The sequence below is a fragment of the Pseudooceanicola sp. HF7 genome (assembly GCF_011806405.1).
Taxonomy (GTDB): domain Bacteria; phylum Pseudomonadota; class Alphaproteobacteria; order Rhodobacterales; family Rhodobacteraceae; genus Pseudooceanicola.
Window position 1 is genome coordinate 25065 of record NZ_JAATOW010000003.1, and the last position, 16310, is coordinate 41374.

The window sequence follows — 16310 nt, forward strand, 5'->3', positions numbered from 1 at the left end:
GGATGGTGGGGCCGGCTTCGAGGAGGTCGCCTGCGCAGGCCGCCTTGAGCGGCTGGGCGACCTGGACGAAGCCCAGGCCCGGCCCTGTCAGTCGTCGCTGGCCAGCTCTTTCGCCCGTAGGCGCGCGGCTGCGACGCCCTGCCGGCAGAGCGTGGGCAGCCCGGCTTCGGCTTCAAAGACGGCCAGCCCGGCCTCTGTCGTGCCGCGCTTGCTTGTGACCGTCTGCTTGAGTTCCAGAGCTGAGCGGGCATCGGACACCAGAAGCTCTGCCGCCCCGAGCAGCGTTTGGCGGACCAAGGTATCGGCCAGGGGATCGGGCAGGCCTTCGGCCTTGGCGGCTTCCATCATGTAATGCGCAAAGGCGAAGACGTAGCCGGGACCGCTGCCGGCAACCGCCGTGACGCTGTCGATCTGGTCCTCGCTCTCAAGCCATTCGAACCGGCCCGAGCCGTCGAAGAGATCCGACACCAGCCCCTTGTCCGCGTCGCTGATCGGGTCGCGGGCAATACCAACGGTCATGCCGCGCGCCACAAGAGCCGGAAGGTTCGGCATCGTACGCACGATCCGGTCGGTGCCAAGCCTGGCCTGCATCCCGTCCAGCGTCACGCCCGCCATGATCGAGATGAGCAGGCCGCAGTTTCCGGGCAAGGCGGATCCGGGCAGCGCATGGAACTGTTGCGGCTTGATCGCGAGCACGGTCGCGTCGAAGGTTTGGTCTGCCACGGAGGCAAGCTTTGAATGGAAGCGCACTCCCTCGGCGGGCAAGAGCCCGCGGGCACGCTCCACGTCGGGATCTATCACGGTGATGTCGACGTCCGGCAGTTGGCGTAGCGCACCCGCGGCAATTGCGGCGCCCATGTTACCGCAGCCAAGGAAGAGAAGTCGCAAGGGAAGGTCCTTTCAGTGTCGCGCCGGGTAGAGACGCTTGTTCGTTTCGTCGGCATAGCGCCGGAGGCAGTAGTGCTCGTTGAGCGTGCCGAGCACCTGCATATCGGCGCCCACCACGGCGAGCGTGTCGGCCTCGTGGCGGGCAAAGGCGTTGATCGCGTCGCGCACGGTTTGTTCGGGCCGCAGCCAGGCGGATGTGTACCTTGCGATGCTCTCCACATGTTCCTTGGGATCCTGCCCGTCCCAGTGCAGGTCGGTCATCTGGCACATGCCCACGTAGCGATCCGTCTGGTCCAGCAGCGGCACCGCCTTGGTCGATCCGAGCGGGAAGCGCCGCCGTACCTCTGCGATGGTCGCGGTCGCGGGCATCGTGTGCGGGGTGCGCCGCATCAGGCGACCGACCGAGAGATCGCGGATCCAGCCTACGTCGGTGGCCGAGCGGATGCTTTCCCCGCGCAGGTGGAAGCGCCATGTGGAGAAGCTGAAGCCGAAGACCTGCCGGACGATCGAGGTGGAGAGAAGTGCCGAGAAGAGCACCGCCAGCGCGAGCGGCAGGCTCTGGGTCATCTCAAGCGCGAGAAAGCTCATCGCCATCGGCGCGCCGATGATCGAGGTGGCAAGCGCGCACATGCCGACCACGGCAAAGACCACGATGGGGATCTGCAGGCCGAAGGCCAGCATCCATCCGATGGCGAAGGCCTTGCCCAGGATCGCTCCGAGCAGCAGCGAGGCGAAGAAGAGGCCGCCGCGGAAACCCGAGCCGAGCGAGATGATCGACGCCACGATCTTCAGGCCGAAAAGCGCCAGCAGCGCCCAGACCGTCATGTCGGAGCCCAGCACGAGGGTCATCGCGCCGTGCCCCGAGGACAGCACCTGCGGCGAGACCAGCGCGAGCGCCCCGACGGCGAGGCCTCCGATCATGGGTTGGGTCCAGCCGGGGATCGGGCTTTTACCGAAAAGCCGCTCCGTCATCGCGACCGATCGCATGATGACAATGCCGACGCCCGCGGCAAGCACCGCCAGAAGGGCGATGGGCAGATAGACCTCGGCCGGGATCTGACCAGCAAAGAAGAGGCTTGGGCCGTGGCTGTCGCTGATCAGTCTCGTCACGGCGGTCGCCGCGATAGACGCTGCCAGCACTGGCAGGAGGGCTGCCACGGTGTAGGTGGCCAGCACCAGTTCGAAGGCGTAGAACGCCCCGGCCAGCGGCGCGTCGAAGGCCGCTGCAATGGCACCGCCGGCGCCGGCGGCGACCAGCTGGCGCAGGTCCTCGCGCCGCAGGCGCAAGCGTTGCCCGAGCCAGGAGGCGCCGCCCGAGGCCACCTGCGTGTAGGCGGCCTCCATGCCGACAGAGCCGCCGGAGCCGCTGGAAAGGACAGTCTGCGCGGTGATGTAGAGGCTGCCGGGGATCCCGATCTTTCCGCCGCCGACCGCGTTGGCCTCGATCGGGTCGGCGACACGGCGAAACCAACGCCGGCCGATCAGGTAGGTCAGGCCCACCAGCACCCCGCCCGCGACCGGCCCGGCAAAGGCGCGCAGGGGATCGAGCCCGGCCGCGCCGCTTACGGGATCTTCGGCCCCGAAGACCCAGAGCCCCATCAGGTGGATCACCTCCTGCATCCCGACCACCGCGAGGCCCGAAAAGAGCCCGACGATGGCCGCGAGTGCCGTAAAGGCGATTTCATTGCGCCGGATCAGCGTCCGAAGCCGGAAGGGCGCGAAGAACCGGCGCAGGGCCGACCGCCTGCGAAGGGGACGCAAGCGGGCGGCCACCGATCAGCTCTGGATATAGGCTTGGTAGAGGTCGTTCAGCTTGGCCGTCATCGGGCCGGGTTTGCCCGTTCCGATGGGACGGCCATCAATGGTGGCCACCGGGGTGATGCCGCCGAGCGTACCGGTGCAGAAGGCCTCGTCCGCAGAGTAGACCTCTGCGAGGGTGTAGGGCGCTTCACGAACGGTGAAGCCCGCATCCTTCCAGACCTTGATGGCCTTCTTGCGGGTGATGCCGTTGAAACAGGTCAAACCATCGGAGGTCCAGAGTTCTTCGCCGCGAATGATGAAGAAGTTCGTCGAGTTGCAGGAAGCAACGAAACCGCGGTCGTCCAGCATCAGCGCCTCATCCGCGCCCATGTTGATCGCCTGGATCAGCGCCTGGATGAAATTGAGCCGGCTGTGCGAGTTCAGGCGCAGGTCGAAGACGTCCGGGGTCGAGCAGCGGATGGTGGAGGTCATCAGCTTGAGGCCCTTGGCCTTCAGCTCTGGGTTGGGCTGCTTCCATTCCGCGACGATGACGATGGTAGCGCCGCCGACGATGAAACGCGGGTCCTGGTTCGGGGTCGACTTGCGCCCGCGCGAGATCATCATGCGGATGTGGACGCCATCTTCCATCTTGTTGTGGCGCAGGCATTTCCAGATTTCCTCGACCAGGCCGGCCTTGTCGAAGCCGATGTCGAGCTGGATGGTGCGTGCGCCTTCGAAGATGCGGTCGATGTGCTCGTCGATGGCAAGAAGCTTGCCGTTGATCAGGCGAATGCCTTCCCAGACGCCGTCGCCAAGCACGAAGCCCGCGTCGAAGATCGAGACCTTGGCCTCGTCCCGGCTGAAGAATTCACCGTTCACGTAGATATCCACGCCATCGTTGCGCGGGTCTTTCACGTAGCTCTGGGAAGAGGAGCTGCTGAGGGGTGTCATGGTCTTACCTTGATGTCAGGGGTGTTCAGAATGCGAATTCGCCGAAGCGGCGCAGGAAGTCCTGGGTGCGCGCCTGCTTGGGGTGCTTGAGGACCTCGTCCGGGGTGCCGACCTCGTGGAAGACGCCGTCGGCGAGGAAGATCACCTTGGTGGCGAAGTGATAGGCGAAGCCGAGCTCATGGGTGACGAGGAGCATGGTGCGCCCCTCTTCGGCCAGCTGCTTGATGACGCGCAGCACCTCGCCCACCAGTTCGGGGTCGAGCGAGGAGGTCGGCTCGTCGAAGAGCAGGATTTCGGGCTGCATGGACAGGGCGCGGGCGATGGCGACGCGCTGCTGCTGACCGCCGGACAAGCGCCCGGGCCAGGCGTCGTGCTTTTCCGACAGGCCAACCTTGGCCAACTCGGCCTCGGCGATCCGGCGCGCCTCGGGCTTGGATTTGCCCTTCACGGTCACCAGCCCCTCCATGACGTTGTCGAGAACGCTCATGTGGGGGAAAAGGTTGAACTGCTGGAACACCATGCCAAGACGCTCGCGCACCTGGCACAGCTGCTTTTCGGGGTAGGTGACGGTGCCTTTCTTCTCGACGCCGATGCGGGTGCCGTCGAGCCAGATTTCGCCATCGCTCAGCGTTTCCATGAAGTTCATGCAGCGCAGGAAGGTGGATTTGCCGGAGCCAGAGCCGCCGATGATCGCGATGCGCTCGCCCGGCTCGACGGTGAAATCGATGCCCTTGAGCACGTGGTGATCGCCGAACCGCTTATGCAGGCCCTTTACTTCCAGAATGGGGTTGCCGGTCATGAGAGTTCCTTTCCGGGTCAGTTGGACCGCGCCAGATGCTTTTCGAGGCGCCCCGCCAGGAAGGTGCCGGGGTAGATCAGGACGAAGTAGATGAAGGCCACCGCCGTGAGGATCTCGAACGGTCGGTAGTATGTCGAGGACAGCAGGCGGCCCTGGTACATCAGTTCGTGCACCGAGATCACCGAGGCGAGAGAGGACATCTTGGCCACCTCGATCGTGCGGTTGGTGAAGGCGGGCAGCATGCGCTTGACCACCTGCGGGAGGATCACCCGGCGCATGGCCTGGCCGCGTGTCATGCCGATGGCAAGCGCGCCCTCAAGCTGGCCGCGGTGGATCGACTTGATGCCGCCACGGAAGATCTCAGAGGCATAGGCGGAGGTGTTCAGGGTCAGCCCCATCAGGGCGGCTGCGAAGGGGCTGAGCTGGACGCCGACCAGGATCGGGAAGGCGTAGTAGAACCAGATCAGCTGGATCAGCACCGGCGTGTCGCGAAACAGCTCGACATAGACAAGGCTGGTTCCGCGGATCCAGACGCTGCGCGCCAGCCGCGCCTGTGCCAGCAGGAAGCCACCTGCAAGGCCAATGACGATGGAGGGGATCCAGATCTGGATGGTGACCCAGAGGCCGCGCAGCAGGACGATCCAGTTGTCGGTGACGATGCTGAAGTCGGTGACGATGCTGAAGTCGGGGACGATGCTGAAGTCGGGGACGTAATTCATCGGGGCACCCTCACTGGTAGGCCGTCAGCCGAGCTTCGGCGAGACGGGCAAGCTGGCTGGCCGTGACCAGCAGCACGAGGTACATCAGCGCGATGGTCGTGTAGACCTCGAGCGGGCGGAAGGTCTCTGCGTTCACCATCATCGCCTGGTAGAGCAGGTCTGCGTAGGCGAGCGTTGAGGCCAGGGCGGTGGTCTTCAGCAGCTCGAAGCTGCGTTCGATGAAGGGCGGCACCATGCGGGCGATGGCCTGCGGCACGATCACCCGGCGCATCAGCGCGGAATGGGTCATGCCAAGCGCCCGCCCGCCTTCCCACTGGCCGCGTTCGATCGAGACGATGCCGCCCCGGAAGACCTCGGCGTAGAAGGCGCCGGATTGGGTCGACAGCGCCAGAACTGCCGCGACATAGGGATCGAGGCTGATCGCCAGCATCACCGGCAGGGCGTAGAAGAACCAGAAGAAGTGAACAATGGGCGGCGTGTTGCGGTAGAACTCGATGAACACCAGCGCCGGAATGTTGAGCCACCTGCGCGTGGAGAGGCGCATTATCGCGAGGACCAGCCCCACGAGAACGCCCAGGACGATCGAGACGGCAGCGATCTTGACGGTGTTGAGCAGCCCCAGTGCGAGCATGTCGAAACGCTCCAGCACAGGGCCGAAGTCCCAGGAATAGTCCATGTGACGGCTTTCGTTAGGTCGGAGGGGTCGCGGACCCGCCGGGGAGGAGCGGGTCCGCGCGGGGCCTTACCAGTCTTCCTTGACCAGGCCGGGGATGCCGCTGGGGTCAATGTCCTTGCTGGTAAGGTAGGCGCCGAAAAGCTCATCCGGCACGCCGGCGGCGTAGAGGTCGGCAAAGGTGGTGTTCACCCAGTCGAGGAACTCGGTCCCGTCTTCCTGGCGCATGCCCGCCGAGGTCGCCACCGGGTTGACCGGCTCTGGCAGAAGCACTTCGCCCATCTTGAGACGCGAGTACTGCACGACAAGCGCTGGGTGGAACTGAACCACCGCGTCGATGCGGCCGGCGGCGAAGGCGGCGATGGCCTCGTCATTGGAGGAGAAGCGGTTGATATGCGCTTCATTCATCATCTCGGTCACGTTGCGGTCGAGCGAGGTGCCGAGCGTGACGCCAATGCGGGTTTCGGGGGTGTCGAGGTCATCCCAGGTCTTCGCCTCTGAACCCTCTTTCACCAGTGCGCCCATGGCGTAGTAGAACAGGGGGTTTTCCGGGAAGGAGAGCGCCTTCTTGCGCTCTTCAGTGGGATCGAGCACGAACATGATGTCGAACTGGTTGGCCTGCAGGCCGGCCACGGCATTGGCCCAGGAGGTTTCGACCGGGACCATCTCAACGCCAAGTTCGTCGGCCATGCGCTGGCCCATGGCGACACCGACGCCGGTCCATTCTTCGGACATCGGGTCCTTGTAGAACCAAGGCTCTGCCGAGGCGACGCCGATGCGCAGCTCGCCGTTTTCCTTGACCTGGGCCATGGTGCCGCCGTCCTGGGCCTGGGCCATCGGCGCGAATGCCATCGCGGCCGTGGCGGCGAGAATGAGGGAACGTCTTTTCATTTCTTTCTCCTGTTGGAACCGGCCTTCTGCCCCTCGACCGAGGAGACGAAGGCCATGGTCTTGTCGAGCCCGCGGCTCATGTGGTCGCGGATCTCGTCCTTCATCCGCTCGCGGCTGTCTCCCAGTGCGAGGCGGACGTAGTCATCGTGGCTTTCCCGCTTTGGGCCGGTGATGCCGTGGGCGCGGTGGTGCGCCGCCCAATAGAGCTGAAGCCGGGCGCGTATGCCGCTCCAGCTCGACAGCAGAATGCTATTGCCGCAGGTCTCGTAGACGAGGCCATGCAGATCGAGCTCTGCGTCGATGGAGCGGATGTCGTCGCCGTCGTCGATCGCCTCGAGCAGGGCGGCGTGTCGCTGTGTGAGCGCCGTGCGGAAGGCTTCATCGCGGCGCTCCCAGATCTGCTCGAAGGCGAAGATCTCAAGGCAGATGCGCATGGAATAGATGTCGTCGATATCCGCCGAGGTCAGCTGCAGGACCCGCGTGCCGGTGTAGGGGACGGTGACCAGCAGGCCTTCGTCCATGAGGTGGCGCATCGCCTCGCGCATGGGTCCCCTGCTGACGCCGAAGCGGACGGCGAGGGCGGTTTCGGTCACCGCCTCGCCCGGCTGGAACTCGCCTGACAGGATCGCGGCGCGCAGCAGACTGCCAAGCTGGGCGCCCATGGTTTCTCGCTTGATCATGCCAGTCATCGGAAGCTCTTTCGGTGATTCATGATGTAGATTGTCTACAATCACCGAGGGCATAGCAAAAATGGTTTTATTGAAGATTGTCTACAAAGTTACGGAAATCTTATGGATGCATAGATTTTGGGCGGCTTTTGCGCTGTTTTGCGGCTTGTACGTGCTCGAGTGCGCGAAACCTCCACGTGGGAGGCGTGGTGGCGGGTGCGGAGTGGCTTCACTGGTGGGGGAAGGCGGCGCGGTTGGGGCATTGCAGCGGGTCGCTGTCAAAACCGCCCGCGTTCCCAAATGACGCTTCCGTCTTCGCCTTGTCTAGCCTCTGTTCTGTGAGCGGCACAGCTGATGGCCCACCGCCAGTCGCCTAAGGATGGGCGAGGCCTTTGCCCGGATCGGCACAAAGGAGATCAGCCGCGCAGGTTCTCGATGACCTGACCCAGCATGTCGAGCAGCCGTTCGCGATCTTCCGGGGAAATCCCCCGGGTCAGGCTGTCCTCATGGTCCAGCGCTTCGCGGCTGAGTTCGGCAACCACCTCTTCGCCATGGTCGGTCAGCCAGACCCCCTTCGCGCGGCGGTCTTCGGGCACGGGGCGACGTTCTAGAATGCCGTCCTTTTCCAGGCGGTCGAGAATCGTCACCAGGCTGGATTTTTGCAGGCCGACCGCCTCGGCCAGGCGGTTCTGCGGTTGGCCGGGGTTGGCGGCGACAATGCCTAGAAGGCCCAGGTATCTTGGCGTCGCGCCATGATCCGTGATCCGTTCCTCGAAGTTCCGATAGGCGAGGATCTGCGCCAGGCGCAGCCGATAGCCAAGGGACCTGTCGAAGTCGCCGCCGCGCAGGATGCCCGTCTCCGTCTCGTCAGCAATTGCGCGCGTGTCTTCGGTCATCCTGCAGATTCCTTTCGTTGACAGGTCCAGATTCGGGAATATAGTACGAAATCGAACGATATGATGGCGAACTATACGACAGCCACCTTATTGTGCCCCGAAGGAGGAAGCGGGGCAAGAACACAAGGGAGGAGGGCGCGATGAGGACTCGCGGCGTGGCCTGGTGGCCGGCGACAGGTGATGGGGATCTCGTGGATCAGACCCTTGGGGAGCTGCTGAAGGCCCAGGCCGAACGTTTCGGATCGCGCACTGCGGTGGTCTTCATCGACTCTGCCAGCGGGGCGCGGACCAGCTGGACCTATGCGGAGATGCTGGATGGAACGGCCCGGCTGGCGCGCGGGCTGATTGCCTGGGGCGTGAAGGCGGGCGATCACGTGGCCGTCATGGCGGCCAACCGGCCCGAGTGGATCGAACTTGAATTCGCGCTGGCGCGGATCGGCGCGGTGCTGGTGACGGTGAACCCGGCCCTGCATGCGCGCGAGGTCTCTTACCTTCTGTCGCAGGGCCGGATCACCCACCTGATCCACGCTGACCGCTTCCGCAAGCAGGATCTGGCGGCGATGGTCGCAGAGCTTCTGGCCGGTACGACCTTCCCGGATATGCGCGGCATCTGTGCGCTTGATGGGGATGCGGATATGACCTTCGCCGCCCTTGGTGAGATGGCGGCATCCGTCAGTGAGGCGGATCTTGCCGAACGGGAGGCCGCCGTGCGCCCGGGCGACACGATGCAGATCCAGTATACCTCTGGCACGACGGGCAGGCCCAAGGGGGCGATGCTTTCGCATCATTCCACCGTCAACAATGCGCGCCTGATGGGGCAACGCGGTGATTTTGGCCCCGACGACGTGCTGCTCAGCGCCATGCCGCTGTTCCATACCGCGGGCTGCGTCTGCAATGTCATCGGCATGATGGCCTGCGGCGGGTGCCTTGTCGTGCTGGACAGTTACGAACCCGGCGCGATGCTGGCCGCCTGGCAGTCCGAGGGCGCCACGATCATCAATGGCGTGCCGACCATGTACGCGCGCATGCTGGACCATCCCGATTTCGCCAGCTTCCGGACGGACAGCCTGCGCATCGCCTTCATGGGCGGCACCTCCATCCCGCCCAGCCTGATGCGCCGGGTCTGCCAGCAGGTCGACGCCCAGCCGATGATCATCATGGGCATGACCGAATGCAGCCCGATCATCACCCAGACCGACCCGCAGGACAGTTTCGAGACGCGCATCGCCTCGGCCGGCATCCCAATGCCCCATACCGAGGTGCGCATCATCGACCCCGAGACCGGCGCGCCCGTTGGCTGGGGCGAAAAGGGCGAGCTTTGCATCCGCGGCTACCTTCTGACCAAGGGCTACTTCGACATGCCCGACAAGACGGCCGAGACCATCGATGCCGAGGGCTGGCTGCACAGTGGCGACCTGGCGGTGCTGGAGGAAACCGGGCACCTGTCCATCGTCGGGCGGCTCAAGGACATGATCATCCGCGGCGGAGAGAACGTCTTTCCCGTCGAGATCGAGGATTTCCTGCTGGAGCATCCCGACATCGCCCAGGCGCAGGTCGTCGGCGTGCCGGATGCGGACCTTGGAGAAGAGATCTTTGCCTTCGTCCTGCCTGTCCGCGACGCCACGATCACCGCGGCCGAGGTGCAGGCTTACTGCCGCGACGGAATGGCCCGTCACAAGATGCCGAAATACGTCCAGACGCTGGATGCCTTCCCGATGACGCCCAATGGCAAGGTGCAGAAGTACACCCTGCGGACCATGGCGCTGGACCTGACGAAAGAGGACGTCCCAACATGACAGCCGACTTGCCGCTGCTCTTCGACAAAACCGACGGGATCGCGGTCCTGACCTTCAACCGGCCCGGCGCGCGCAATGCGATCAGTCCAGAGGTCGCCTGCCGACTGGCCGACGCCTTTGCCGAGATCGCCGCGGATCCCGATCTGCGTGCCGTGATCCTGACCGGGGCGGGTGACCGCGCCTTCTGCTCGGGCGGGGATCTTGCGCTGACGCTGCCGCTGATGACCGGCGCGCGCCAGCCCGAGACGGAATGGGACCAGCGCCTGCTGGACGAGCCGGAGGTGATGGAGCGCTCTGCCCTGCGCGGGTTCGAGCTGAACAAGCCGATCATCGCCGCAATCAACGGCCCGTGCATGGCCGGCGGGATGGAGACGGTGCTGGCGACCGACATCCGCATCGCGGCGGAGAACGCCACCTTCGCCCTGCCAGAGGTGCGGCGCGGGCTGATCCCCTTCGCCGGCTCGCTGGTGCGCCTGCCGCGCCAGATCCCGCAGTGCCTTGCCATGGAAATGCTACTTACGGGTGATCCGATCAGCGCCGAACGCGCGCTTTCGGCCGGAATGATCAACCGCATCGTCCCGCAGGCCGAGCTGATGGAGACCGCCTGGACCCTGGCGCGGCGCATCGCCGACAACGGCCCCGTCGCCGTGCAGGAGGTCAAGCGCACCGTGCTGGCCGCCAGCGGCGTGACGCTGGAGGAAGGCTACCGGATGGAAGACGCCGCCAAAGCTCGCGTCATGGCCTCGGAAGATGCCCGCGAGGGGCCGCGCGCCTTCATGGAAAAACGCCCCGCCGTTTTCAAGGGAGTGTGAAGATGCTGGACGGACAGGTTCATGTCGTTACCGGGGCCGGGCGTGGCATCGGGCTGGCCATGGCCCGCGCGCTTGTCGAGGCCGGGGCCTCGGTCGTGGTCAACGACGTCGATGCGCAGGTGGCCGAAGAGGCCGTCGCGGCGATCCGGGCTTCCGGGGGCCAGGCGGTCGCGGCGGTCGCGGCGATCGGTGAGGCCGAGGCCGCCGACCTCTGCATCGCCACGGCGCTGGAGAGCTTCGGGCGGATGGACGGCTTCATCGCCAACGCGGGCGTGTTGCGCGACGCGATCCTGTGGAAGGCGACGGACGAGGATTTCGACCTTGTCCTGCGCACCCACCTGCGCGGTGCCTTCACCTGCGGGCGGGCCTGCGCGCGCCATTTCCGCGAAACCGGCGAAGGCGGCGTGCTGACGCTTGTGTCCTCCGTCGCGGGGCAACGCGGCAATGTCGGTCAGACCGCCTATTCCGCCGCCAAGGCCGGCGTCGCCGCCCTGGCACGCACCTGGTCGATGGAGCTGGCCCGCGCTGGCGTCAGCGTCAACGCCATCGTGCCCACGGCACTGACCCGTATGGTCGCCACGATCCCGGGCCTCGGCGAGGCGGTCGAGGCCGCCGAACGCGGCGAGCCCATCCCCCACCGCCTGCGCAACGAGCTTGGAATCGGCACGCCCGACGATGTCGCGCCGCTGGCCGTCTTCCTTGCCTCGGAAGAGGGGCGGAGGATCACCGGCCAATGCATCGGGATCGGCGGCGACCGCCTGTCGCTCTGGTCCCACCCGCAGGAGGTGGCGCTGGCCCGCAAGGACGGGGGCTGGACACCGCAAGAGATTGCCCGTGCCTGGACAGATGACCTGTCCCTGCACCTGCAGACGGTCGGAATTGACCAGAAGACCTGAACCATCGTTTCATCGGGAGGAGAGACCAATGAACAGCAAGACCACAGCGAAGATCCTGACGACCTCGGCGCTCATCGCGCTCGGGGCGGCCGCACAGGCCGATACGGCCCTGCGCCTGGCGCACTGGCTGCCGCCTAGCCACGCCCTGCAGACAACGGGCTTCGAGCCCTGGATCGAGTCGATCAACGAGGCATCGGACGGCAAGATCAGCTTCACCACCTTCCCCGCACAGCAGCTTGGCTCCGCGACGGATCACTACGACATCGCGCGCGACGGGATTGCCGACATTGCCTTCGTCGCGCCCAGCTACCAGCCCGGGCGCTTCCCGATCATCTCGCTTGGCGAGCACCCGTTCATGGTGACCAACGCCATCGAAGGCTCTGCGGCCTTCAACGACTGGTACCAGCAATACGCCGCGACCGAGATGCCCGACGTCCATGTCTGCATGGCCTTCATCCAGGACCCGGGCACGCTGCATTCGGTCGAGGCTGTCACCCTGCCGTCCGATCTGAAAGGCGCCAGCATCCGCCCCGCCAATGCGGTCATGGGCTCGATGGTGTCGCTTCTGGGCGGGGCTAGCATCCAGGTCCCGGCACCGGAGGCACGCGAGGTCATCGCCCGCGGTGCGGCCGAGGGGATCACCTTCCCCTGGGACAGCGTCTACCTGTTCGGAATCGACAAGGAGACCAAGTACCACATCGATTTCCCGCTCTATTCGACCGTCTTCGTCATGGCCATGAACAAGGGCACCTACGAAGGCATGCCCGAGGATGAGCGCGCCGTATTGGACGAACACTGCACCTCGGAATGGGCGCAGAAGGTGGCCGCCGGCTGGGCAGAGCAGGAACAATCCGGGCGCACCCGCGCGATTGAGGATCCGACCCATACCGTGCACGAACCCACCCCCGAGGAACTGGCCGCCTGGCAGGAAGCCACCGCGCCCCTGATGACCGCTTGGGCCGGGCAGGTCACCGCCAAGGGCCAGGATCCCGAAGCCGTGGAAGCCAGCTTCCGCGAGATCATGGGCAAGGCCGACGCCCTTTTCGAATGATCGCCTTCCGCGCCGCGTTTCCCGCGCGGCGCGGCCTTCCCCCCTGGAGGATAGAAATGCCAGCAGTCAGTGACCTGATGCGCCGCGCCGCGACGGCCGTGGAAACCGTGGCGGCCCTGTGCCTTGCCGCGGTGACGGTGATCGTCTTCGCCTCGGCGCTTGGACGATACCTGTTTTCCGCGCCCATCCCCGATGCCTTCGACATCTCGCGCCTTCTGCTGGGTTTGGCTCTGGCCTGGGGCTATGCCGTGCTTGGCTTCCGCGGCGGTCACATCTGCGTCGACCTGCTGGCCGAGGCCCTGCCGGCCCGCGCCCGCCAATGGGTCGAGATCTTTGCACAGGCCGTCCTGCTGGTCTTCACCGCGGCCCTTGCCTGGAAGGTATATGGCCGCGTCGCCAGTGCCTTCGCCTCGCAGGAGGCGACCTTCGATCTGCGCCTGCCCACTTGGCCGCTGATCGGCGGTGTCTGGTTGGGGCTGGCAGTGGCGGTGCTGACGACCGCCGTCGGACTGATCGTTCTTCTGACGAACCGGCGCATGAATGACAACGACCCCGAAAAGGTGACTTATGAGTGAAGCGGATCTGATCGCGATCGGCGGCTTTGTCGTGCTGTTCGGGCTGATGGCCCTGCGCGTGCCGGTTGGCATCGCCATGGGGATCGTCGGCGTCGGCGGCTTTGCCCAGATCGCCGGCTGGGGTCCGGCGCTGAACCAGCTGGCCATCTCGCCGCTGCGCACGCTGACCGATTACAACACCTCGCTGATCCCGATGTTCATCCTGATGGGCGTCTTCGCGACCCGCTCCGGCATCTCGTCCGAGCTGTTCGGGGCTGCGCGCGCCTGGGTCGGGCATCTGCGCGGCGGGCTGGGGCTTGCCACGATCTCTGCATGCGCGGGCTTTGCCGCGATCTCTGGCTCTTCGGTCGCGACGGCGGCCACGATGTCGAAGGTCGCGCTGCCCGAGATGCGCAGCGCGGGCTACCGCGACGAGCTTGCGACCGGGGTCATCGCCAGCGGCGGCACCCTCGGCATCCTGATCCCGCCATCGGTGGTGCTGGCGATCTACGGTTACATCACCCAGCAGGACATCGGCACGCTGTTCATCGCGGGCGTCGTTCCGGGGATCCTAGCCGTCTTCATGTACCTAGCCGTGGTCTGGCTGATCGCCCGTCGACAGGCGCAATCGGCGCCGCGCATCAGCTATCGCGAACGCTTCGTGGCGCTTCGGGGGATCTGGGCCGTGATCCTGCTGTTCATCGCGGTGGTCGGCGGCATCTATGCCGGGGTCGTCACGCCGACCGAAGCCGCTGCGGCGGGAGCCTTTCTGACCGGCCTCATTGGCGTGCTGCGTGGCCGCCTTGGCCTGAAGGAGCTGCGCATCAGCCTGGTGGAGGCCCTGCGCACGGCTGTTTCGATCTACACCATCCTGATCGGCGCGATGCTGTTCAGCTACTTCCTGGCCATCACGCAGACGCCGCAGAAGATCACCGCCTGGCTGACCGGGCTGGACCTTGGCGCCTATCCGACGCTGGCGCTGATCCTGCTGTTCTTCCTGTTCATGGGCTGCATCCTGGATGCCATGGCGATGATCGTCCTGCTGGTGCCAATCGTCTTCCCGGTGGTCATGGCGCTTGGCTTCGATCCGATCTGGTTCGGCATCATCATCGTCATGACGGTCGAGCTGGGCATGATCACGCCCCCCATCGGCATGAACGTCTACGTCATCAACGCCGTGATCCGCGACGCCAAGCTGACCACGATCTTCCGCGGTGTCATGCCCTTCGTCGGCGTCGACATCCTGCGTCTGATCCTGCTGGCGGCGATCCCGGCCATCACGCTCTGGCTGCCCAACACCATGAACTGACGGGCGGCCGAGCCCCTTTCCCAAGCGCTATTCAACGTAAGGAGGAGACAATGAATATCCTGAAATCCCACAGCCGGTGGGCGGCCTTGCCGATCCTGCTGGCCAGTACCGCGGCCCCTGCCTGGGCAGAGGGCACCGCCTGCGCCCAGCTTGCCGGCGTCGCGGATTTCGACACCATCGTCAGCCGGGCCGAGGAGATGCCCGCTGCTGACGGTTTGCCCGCCTACTGCATGGTACAGGGCGTGATCGAACCCCGCGTCGGCGCCGAGGGGCGCACCTTCGGCACCGGGTTCGAACTGCGCCTGCCGGTGAACTGGTCCGGTCGCTTCCTGTTCCAGGGCGGCGGCGGCTGGGACGGCAGCGTCGATCCCTCCATCGGGGTGATCGACCGGACGAAGCCAGAGGACACGGCGCTTGGCCGCGGCTTCGCGGTGGTGAACACCGACGCCGGCCACACCGGCGACAGTGCCACCGACGGATGGTTCGGCATCGACATGAAGGCGCGCGAGGACAACGGCTACAACTCCGTGCGGCTGGTCACCGAACGCTCCAAGGCGCTGATCGAACGGCACTACGGGCAGGACCCGGATCATTCCTACTTCTTCGGCTGCTCGAACGGGGGGCGCCAGGGCATGGTTGCCGCCGTGCGCGAGCCCGGGGATTTCGACGGCATCGTCTCGGGCGCGCCGGCCTTCGACCTGACGCCCTCGATCATCGCCTGGAACTGGAACACCCGCGCACTGATGCAGGCCGCACCCGAGGGGCCCGACGGCGCGCCCGTCGTGGCAAAGGCCTTCTCGGACAGCGATCTCGACCTGGTGTCGAAAGCGGCCATCGAGGCCTGCGACGGGGACGACGGGGCCGAGGACGGCAATGTCTTCCGTCCGGCGCAGTGCAGCTTTGATCCCGCCGTTCTGCAATGCGACGGTGAGAAGAGCGACCAATGCCTGCGCCCTGAACAGGTCACCGCACTTCAAATGATCCAGCAGGGCCCCAAGGACAGCAGCGGAGAGGTCATCTACACCGGCTGGCCGCTGGCGGACATGGAAGGCAAATCGGGCATGCGTGCCTGGATGCTTGGCAGCTCCGCCACGGGCGAGCCCAACGCGCGCGGCTTCAGCTTCTCGCAAGGATGGATGCGCACCGTGGGCTCGACCCCGCCGCGTCCCGATTTCGATGCGATGGACTTCGACATCGACGACCGGGACTTCCTGATGGAGAACGCGCCGATCTTCGCCGCGACCTCTACCGACTACCAGGCGTTCCGGGACCAGGGCGGCAAGATCCTCTGGTGGCACGGCAATGCCGACCCGGCGTTCTCGGTGCGCCACTTCCTGAACTGGTACGAAGACTTCCGCACCGACAATGACGGGGCCGAGGATTTCTCGCGCCTGTTCCTGGTGCCGGGCATGCACCATTGCGGCGGGGGGGCGGGCCTTGTCAGTTTCGACGCCCTGACGCCCATCGTGGACTGGGTCGAGAACGGCAAGGCGCCCGACCAGATCTTGGCCAGCGTGCCGGGCGAAGACGCCGCGTCGGACCGGCCGCTGTGCAACTACCCGGCTTATGCGCAACCCGACGCCTCCGGGCAGGGCTTTACCTGCCAGCCCTGAGCCATGACAACCGCGCGGGCCCCAAAGGCCCGCGCAACCCATTGAAAGGATGAA

At 65.6% G+C, this 16310-nt stretch carries 16 protein-coding genes; 7 read left to right on the forward strand and 9 right to left on the reverse strand.

Annotated features, from left to right (window positions below; genetic code table 11):
* Positions 1-87: 87 nt before the first annotated feature.
* The 9 genes from proC to HCZ97_RS01550 form a co-directional block, all read right to left on the reverse strand.
* Positions 88-888 carry a pyrroline-5-carboxylate reductase gene (gene proC / locus HCZ97_RS01510; RefSeq protein WP_167686908.1) on the reverse strand — a complete coding sequence of 267 codons (801 nt, stop codon included), beginning with the start codon at positions 886-888 and terminating at the stop codon, positions 88-90.
* 12 nt (positions 889-900) lie between these two features.
* Positions 901-2649, reverse strand: a complete 1749-nt coding sequence (locus HCZ97_RS01515; RefSeq protein ID WP_167686909.1) for a chloride channel protein — start codon at positions 2647-2649, stop codon at positions 901-903.
* Positions 2650-2664: 15 nt separating this feature from the next.
* Positions 2665-3579 (reverse strand): aminotransferase class IV, encoded by a 915-nt coding sequence (locus HCZ97_RS01520; protein ID WP_167686910.1) that lies wholly within the window; start codon positions 3577-3579, stop codon positions 2665-2667.
* Between the two features lie 25 nt (positions 3580-3604).
* Positions 3605-4378: an amino acid ABC transporter ATP-binding protein gene (locus HCZ97_RS01525; protein WP_167686911.1), complete on the reverse strand. Its 774-nt coding sequence runs from the start codon at positions 4376-4378 to the stop codon at positions 3605-3607.
* Between the two features lie 17 nt (positions 4379-4395).
* Positions 4396-5097, reverse strand: coding sequence for an amino acid ABC transporter permease (locus tag HCZ97_RS01530; protein ID WP_167686912.1), 702 nt, complete (start codon positions 5095-5097; stop codon positions 4396-4398).
* A 10-nt stretch (positions 5098-5107) separates the two neighbouring features.
* Complete coding sequence (locus HCZ97_RS01535; RefSeq protein WP_167686913.1) at positions 5108-5773, reverse strand: amino acid ABC transporter permease; 666 nt, start codon at positions 5771-5773, stop codon at positions 5108-5110.
* Positions 5774-5839: 66 nt separating this feature from the next.
* Positions 5840-6661: a transporter substrate-binding domain-containing protein gene (locus tag HCZ97_RS01540; protein WP_167686914.1), complete on the reverse strand. Its 822-nt coding sequence runs from the start codon at positions 6659-6661 to the stop codon at positions 5840-5842.
* Positions 6658-7350: a GntR family transcriptional regulator gene (locus tag HCZ97_RS01545; RefSeq protein WP_167686915.1), complete on the reverse strand. Its 693-nt coding sequence runs from the start codon at positions 7348-7350 to the stop codon at positions 6658-6660. The genes HCZ97_RS01540 and HCZ97_RS01545 overlap by 4 nt, the downstream gene beginning before the upstream one ends.
* Before the next feature lie 395 nt (positions 7351-7745).
* Entirely contained in the window at positions 7746-8225 is a 480-nt protein-coding gene (locus HCZ97_RS01550) for a MarR family winged helix-turn-helix transcriptional regulator (RefSeq protein WP_167686916.1), read from the reverse strand.
* A 191-nt stretch (positions 8226-8416) separates the two neighbouring features.
* On the opposite strand from HCZ97_RS01550, the gene HCZ97_RS01555 reads away from it, so the two are divergent.
* From HCZ97_RS01555 to HCZ97_RS01585, 7 genes are read left to right on the forward strand one after another with little or no spacing between them, the layout of a single operon-like run.
* Positions 8417-10021 carry an AMP-binding protein gene (locus HCZ97_RS01555; protein WP_368484305.1) on the forward strand — a complete coding sequence of 535 codons (1605 nt, stop codon included), beginning with the start codon at positions 8417-8419 and terminating at the stop codon, positions 10019-10021.
* Positions 10018-10833, forward strand: a complete 816-nt coding sequence (locus HCZ97_RS01560) for an enoyl-CoA hydratase/isomerase family protein (protein WP_167686918.1) — start codon at positions 10018-10020, stop codon at positions 10831-10833. The genes HCZ97_RS01555 and HCZ97_RS01560 overlap by 4 nt, the downstream gene beginning before the upstream one ends.
* 2 nt (positions 10834-10835) lie before the next feature.
* Positions 10836-11729 (forward strand): SDR family NAD(P)-dependent oxidoreductase, encoded by an 894-nt coding sequence (locus HCZ97_RS01565; RefSeq protein WP_167686919.1) that lies wholly within the window; start codon positions 10836-10838, stop codon positions 11727-11729.
* A 28-nt stretch (positions 11730-11757) separates the two neighbouring features.
* Positions 11758-12780, forward strand: coding sequence for a TRAP transporter substrate-binding protein (locus HCZ97_RS01570; protein ID WP_167686920.1), 1023 nt, complete (start codon positions 11758-11760; stop codon positions 12778-12780).
* A gap of 56 nt (positions 12781-12836) precedes the next feature.
* Complete coding sequence (locus tag HCZ97_RS01575) at positions 12837-13355, forward strand: TRAP transporter small permease (RefSeq protein WP_254871293.1); 519 nt, start codon at positions 12837-12839, stop codon at positions 13353-13355.
* Positions 13348-14643 carry a TRAP transporter large permease gene (locus tag HCZ97_RS01580; protein WP_167686921.1) on the forward strand — a complete coding sequence of 432 codons (1296 nt, stop codon included), beginning with the start codon at positions 13348-13350 and terminating at the stop codon, positions 14641-14643. The genes HCZ97_RS01575 and HCZ97_RS01580 overlap by 8 nt, the downstream gene beginning before the upstream one ends.
* 50 nt (positions 14644-14693) lie before the next feature.
* Positions 14694-16256, forward strand: coding sequence for a tannase/feruloyl esterase family alpha/beta hydrolase (locus tag HCZ97_RS01585; protein ID WP_167686922.1), 1563 nt, complete (start codon positions 14694-14696; stop codon positions 16254-16256).
* Positions 16257-16310: the final 54 nt, after the last annotated feature.

What these genes read in the sequence shown, in the direction of transcription:
- HCZ97_RS01575 (WP_254871293.1), top strand. Translation starts at nt 12,837, where the DNA reads ATGCCAGCAGTCAGTGACCTGATGCGCCGCGCCGCGACGGCCGTGGAA.
- HCZ97_RS01540 (WP_167686914.1), bottom strand. Translation starts at nt 6,661, where the DNA reads ATGAAAAGACGTTCCCTCATTCTCGCCGCCACGGCCGCGATGGCATTC.
- HCZ97_RS01585 (WP_167686922.1), top strand. Translation starts at nt 14,694, where the DNA reads ATGAATATCCTGAAATCCCACAGCCGGTGGGCGGCCTTGCCGATCCTG.
- HCZ97_RS01580 (WP_167686921.1), top strand. Translation starts at nt 13,348, where the DNA reads ATGAGTGAAGCGGATCTGATCGCGATCGGCGGCTTTGTCGTGCTGTTC.
- HCZ97_RS01530 (WP_167686912.1), bottom strand. Translation starts at nt 5,097, where the DNA reads ATGAATTACGTCCCCGACTTCAGCATCGTCCCCGACTTCAGCATCGTC.
- HCZ97_RS01525 (WP_167686911.1), bottom strand. Translation starts at nt 4,378, where the DNA reads ATGACCGGCAACCCCATTCTGGAAGTAAAGGGCCTGCATAAGCGGTTC.
- HCZ97_RS01550 (WP_167686916.1), bottom strand. Translation starts at nt 8,225, where the DNA reads ATGACCGAAGACACGCGCGCAATTGCTGACGAGACGGAGACGGGCATC.
- HCZ97_RS01565 (WP_167686919.1), top strand. Translation starts at nt 10,836, where the DNA reads ATGCTGGACGGACAGGTTCATGTCGTTACCGGGGCCGGGCGTGGCATC.
- HCZ97_RS01570 (WP_167686920.1), top strand. Translation starts at nt 11,758, where the DNA reads ATGAACAGCAAGACCACAGCGAAGATCCTGACGACCTCGGCGCTCATC.
- HCZ97_RS01520 (WP_167686910.1), bottom strand. Translation starts at nt 3,579, where the DNA reads ATGACACCCCTCAGCAGCTCCTCTTCCCAGAGCTACGTGAAAGACCCG.
- HCZ97_RS01560 (WP_167686918.1), top strand. Translation starts at nt 10,018, where the DNA reads ATGACAGCCGACTTGCCGCTGCTCTTCGACAAAACCGACGGGATCGCG.
- HCZ97_RS01545 (WP_167686915.1), bottom strand. Translation starts at nt 7,350, where the DNA reads ATGACTGGCATGATCAAGCGAGAAACCATGGGCGCCCAGCTTGGCAGT.
- HCZ97_RS01535 (WP_167686913.1), bottom strand. Translation starts at nt 5,773, where the DNA reads ATGGACTATTCCTGGGACTTCGGCCCTGTGCTGGAGCGTTTCGACATG.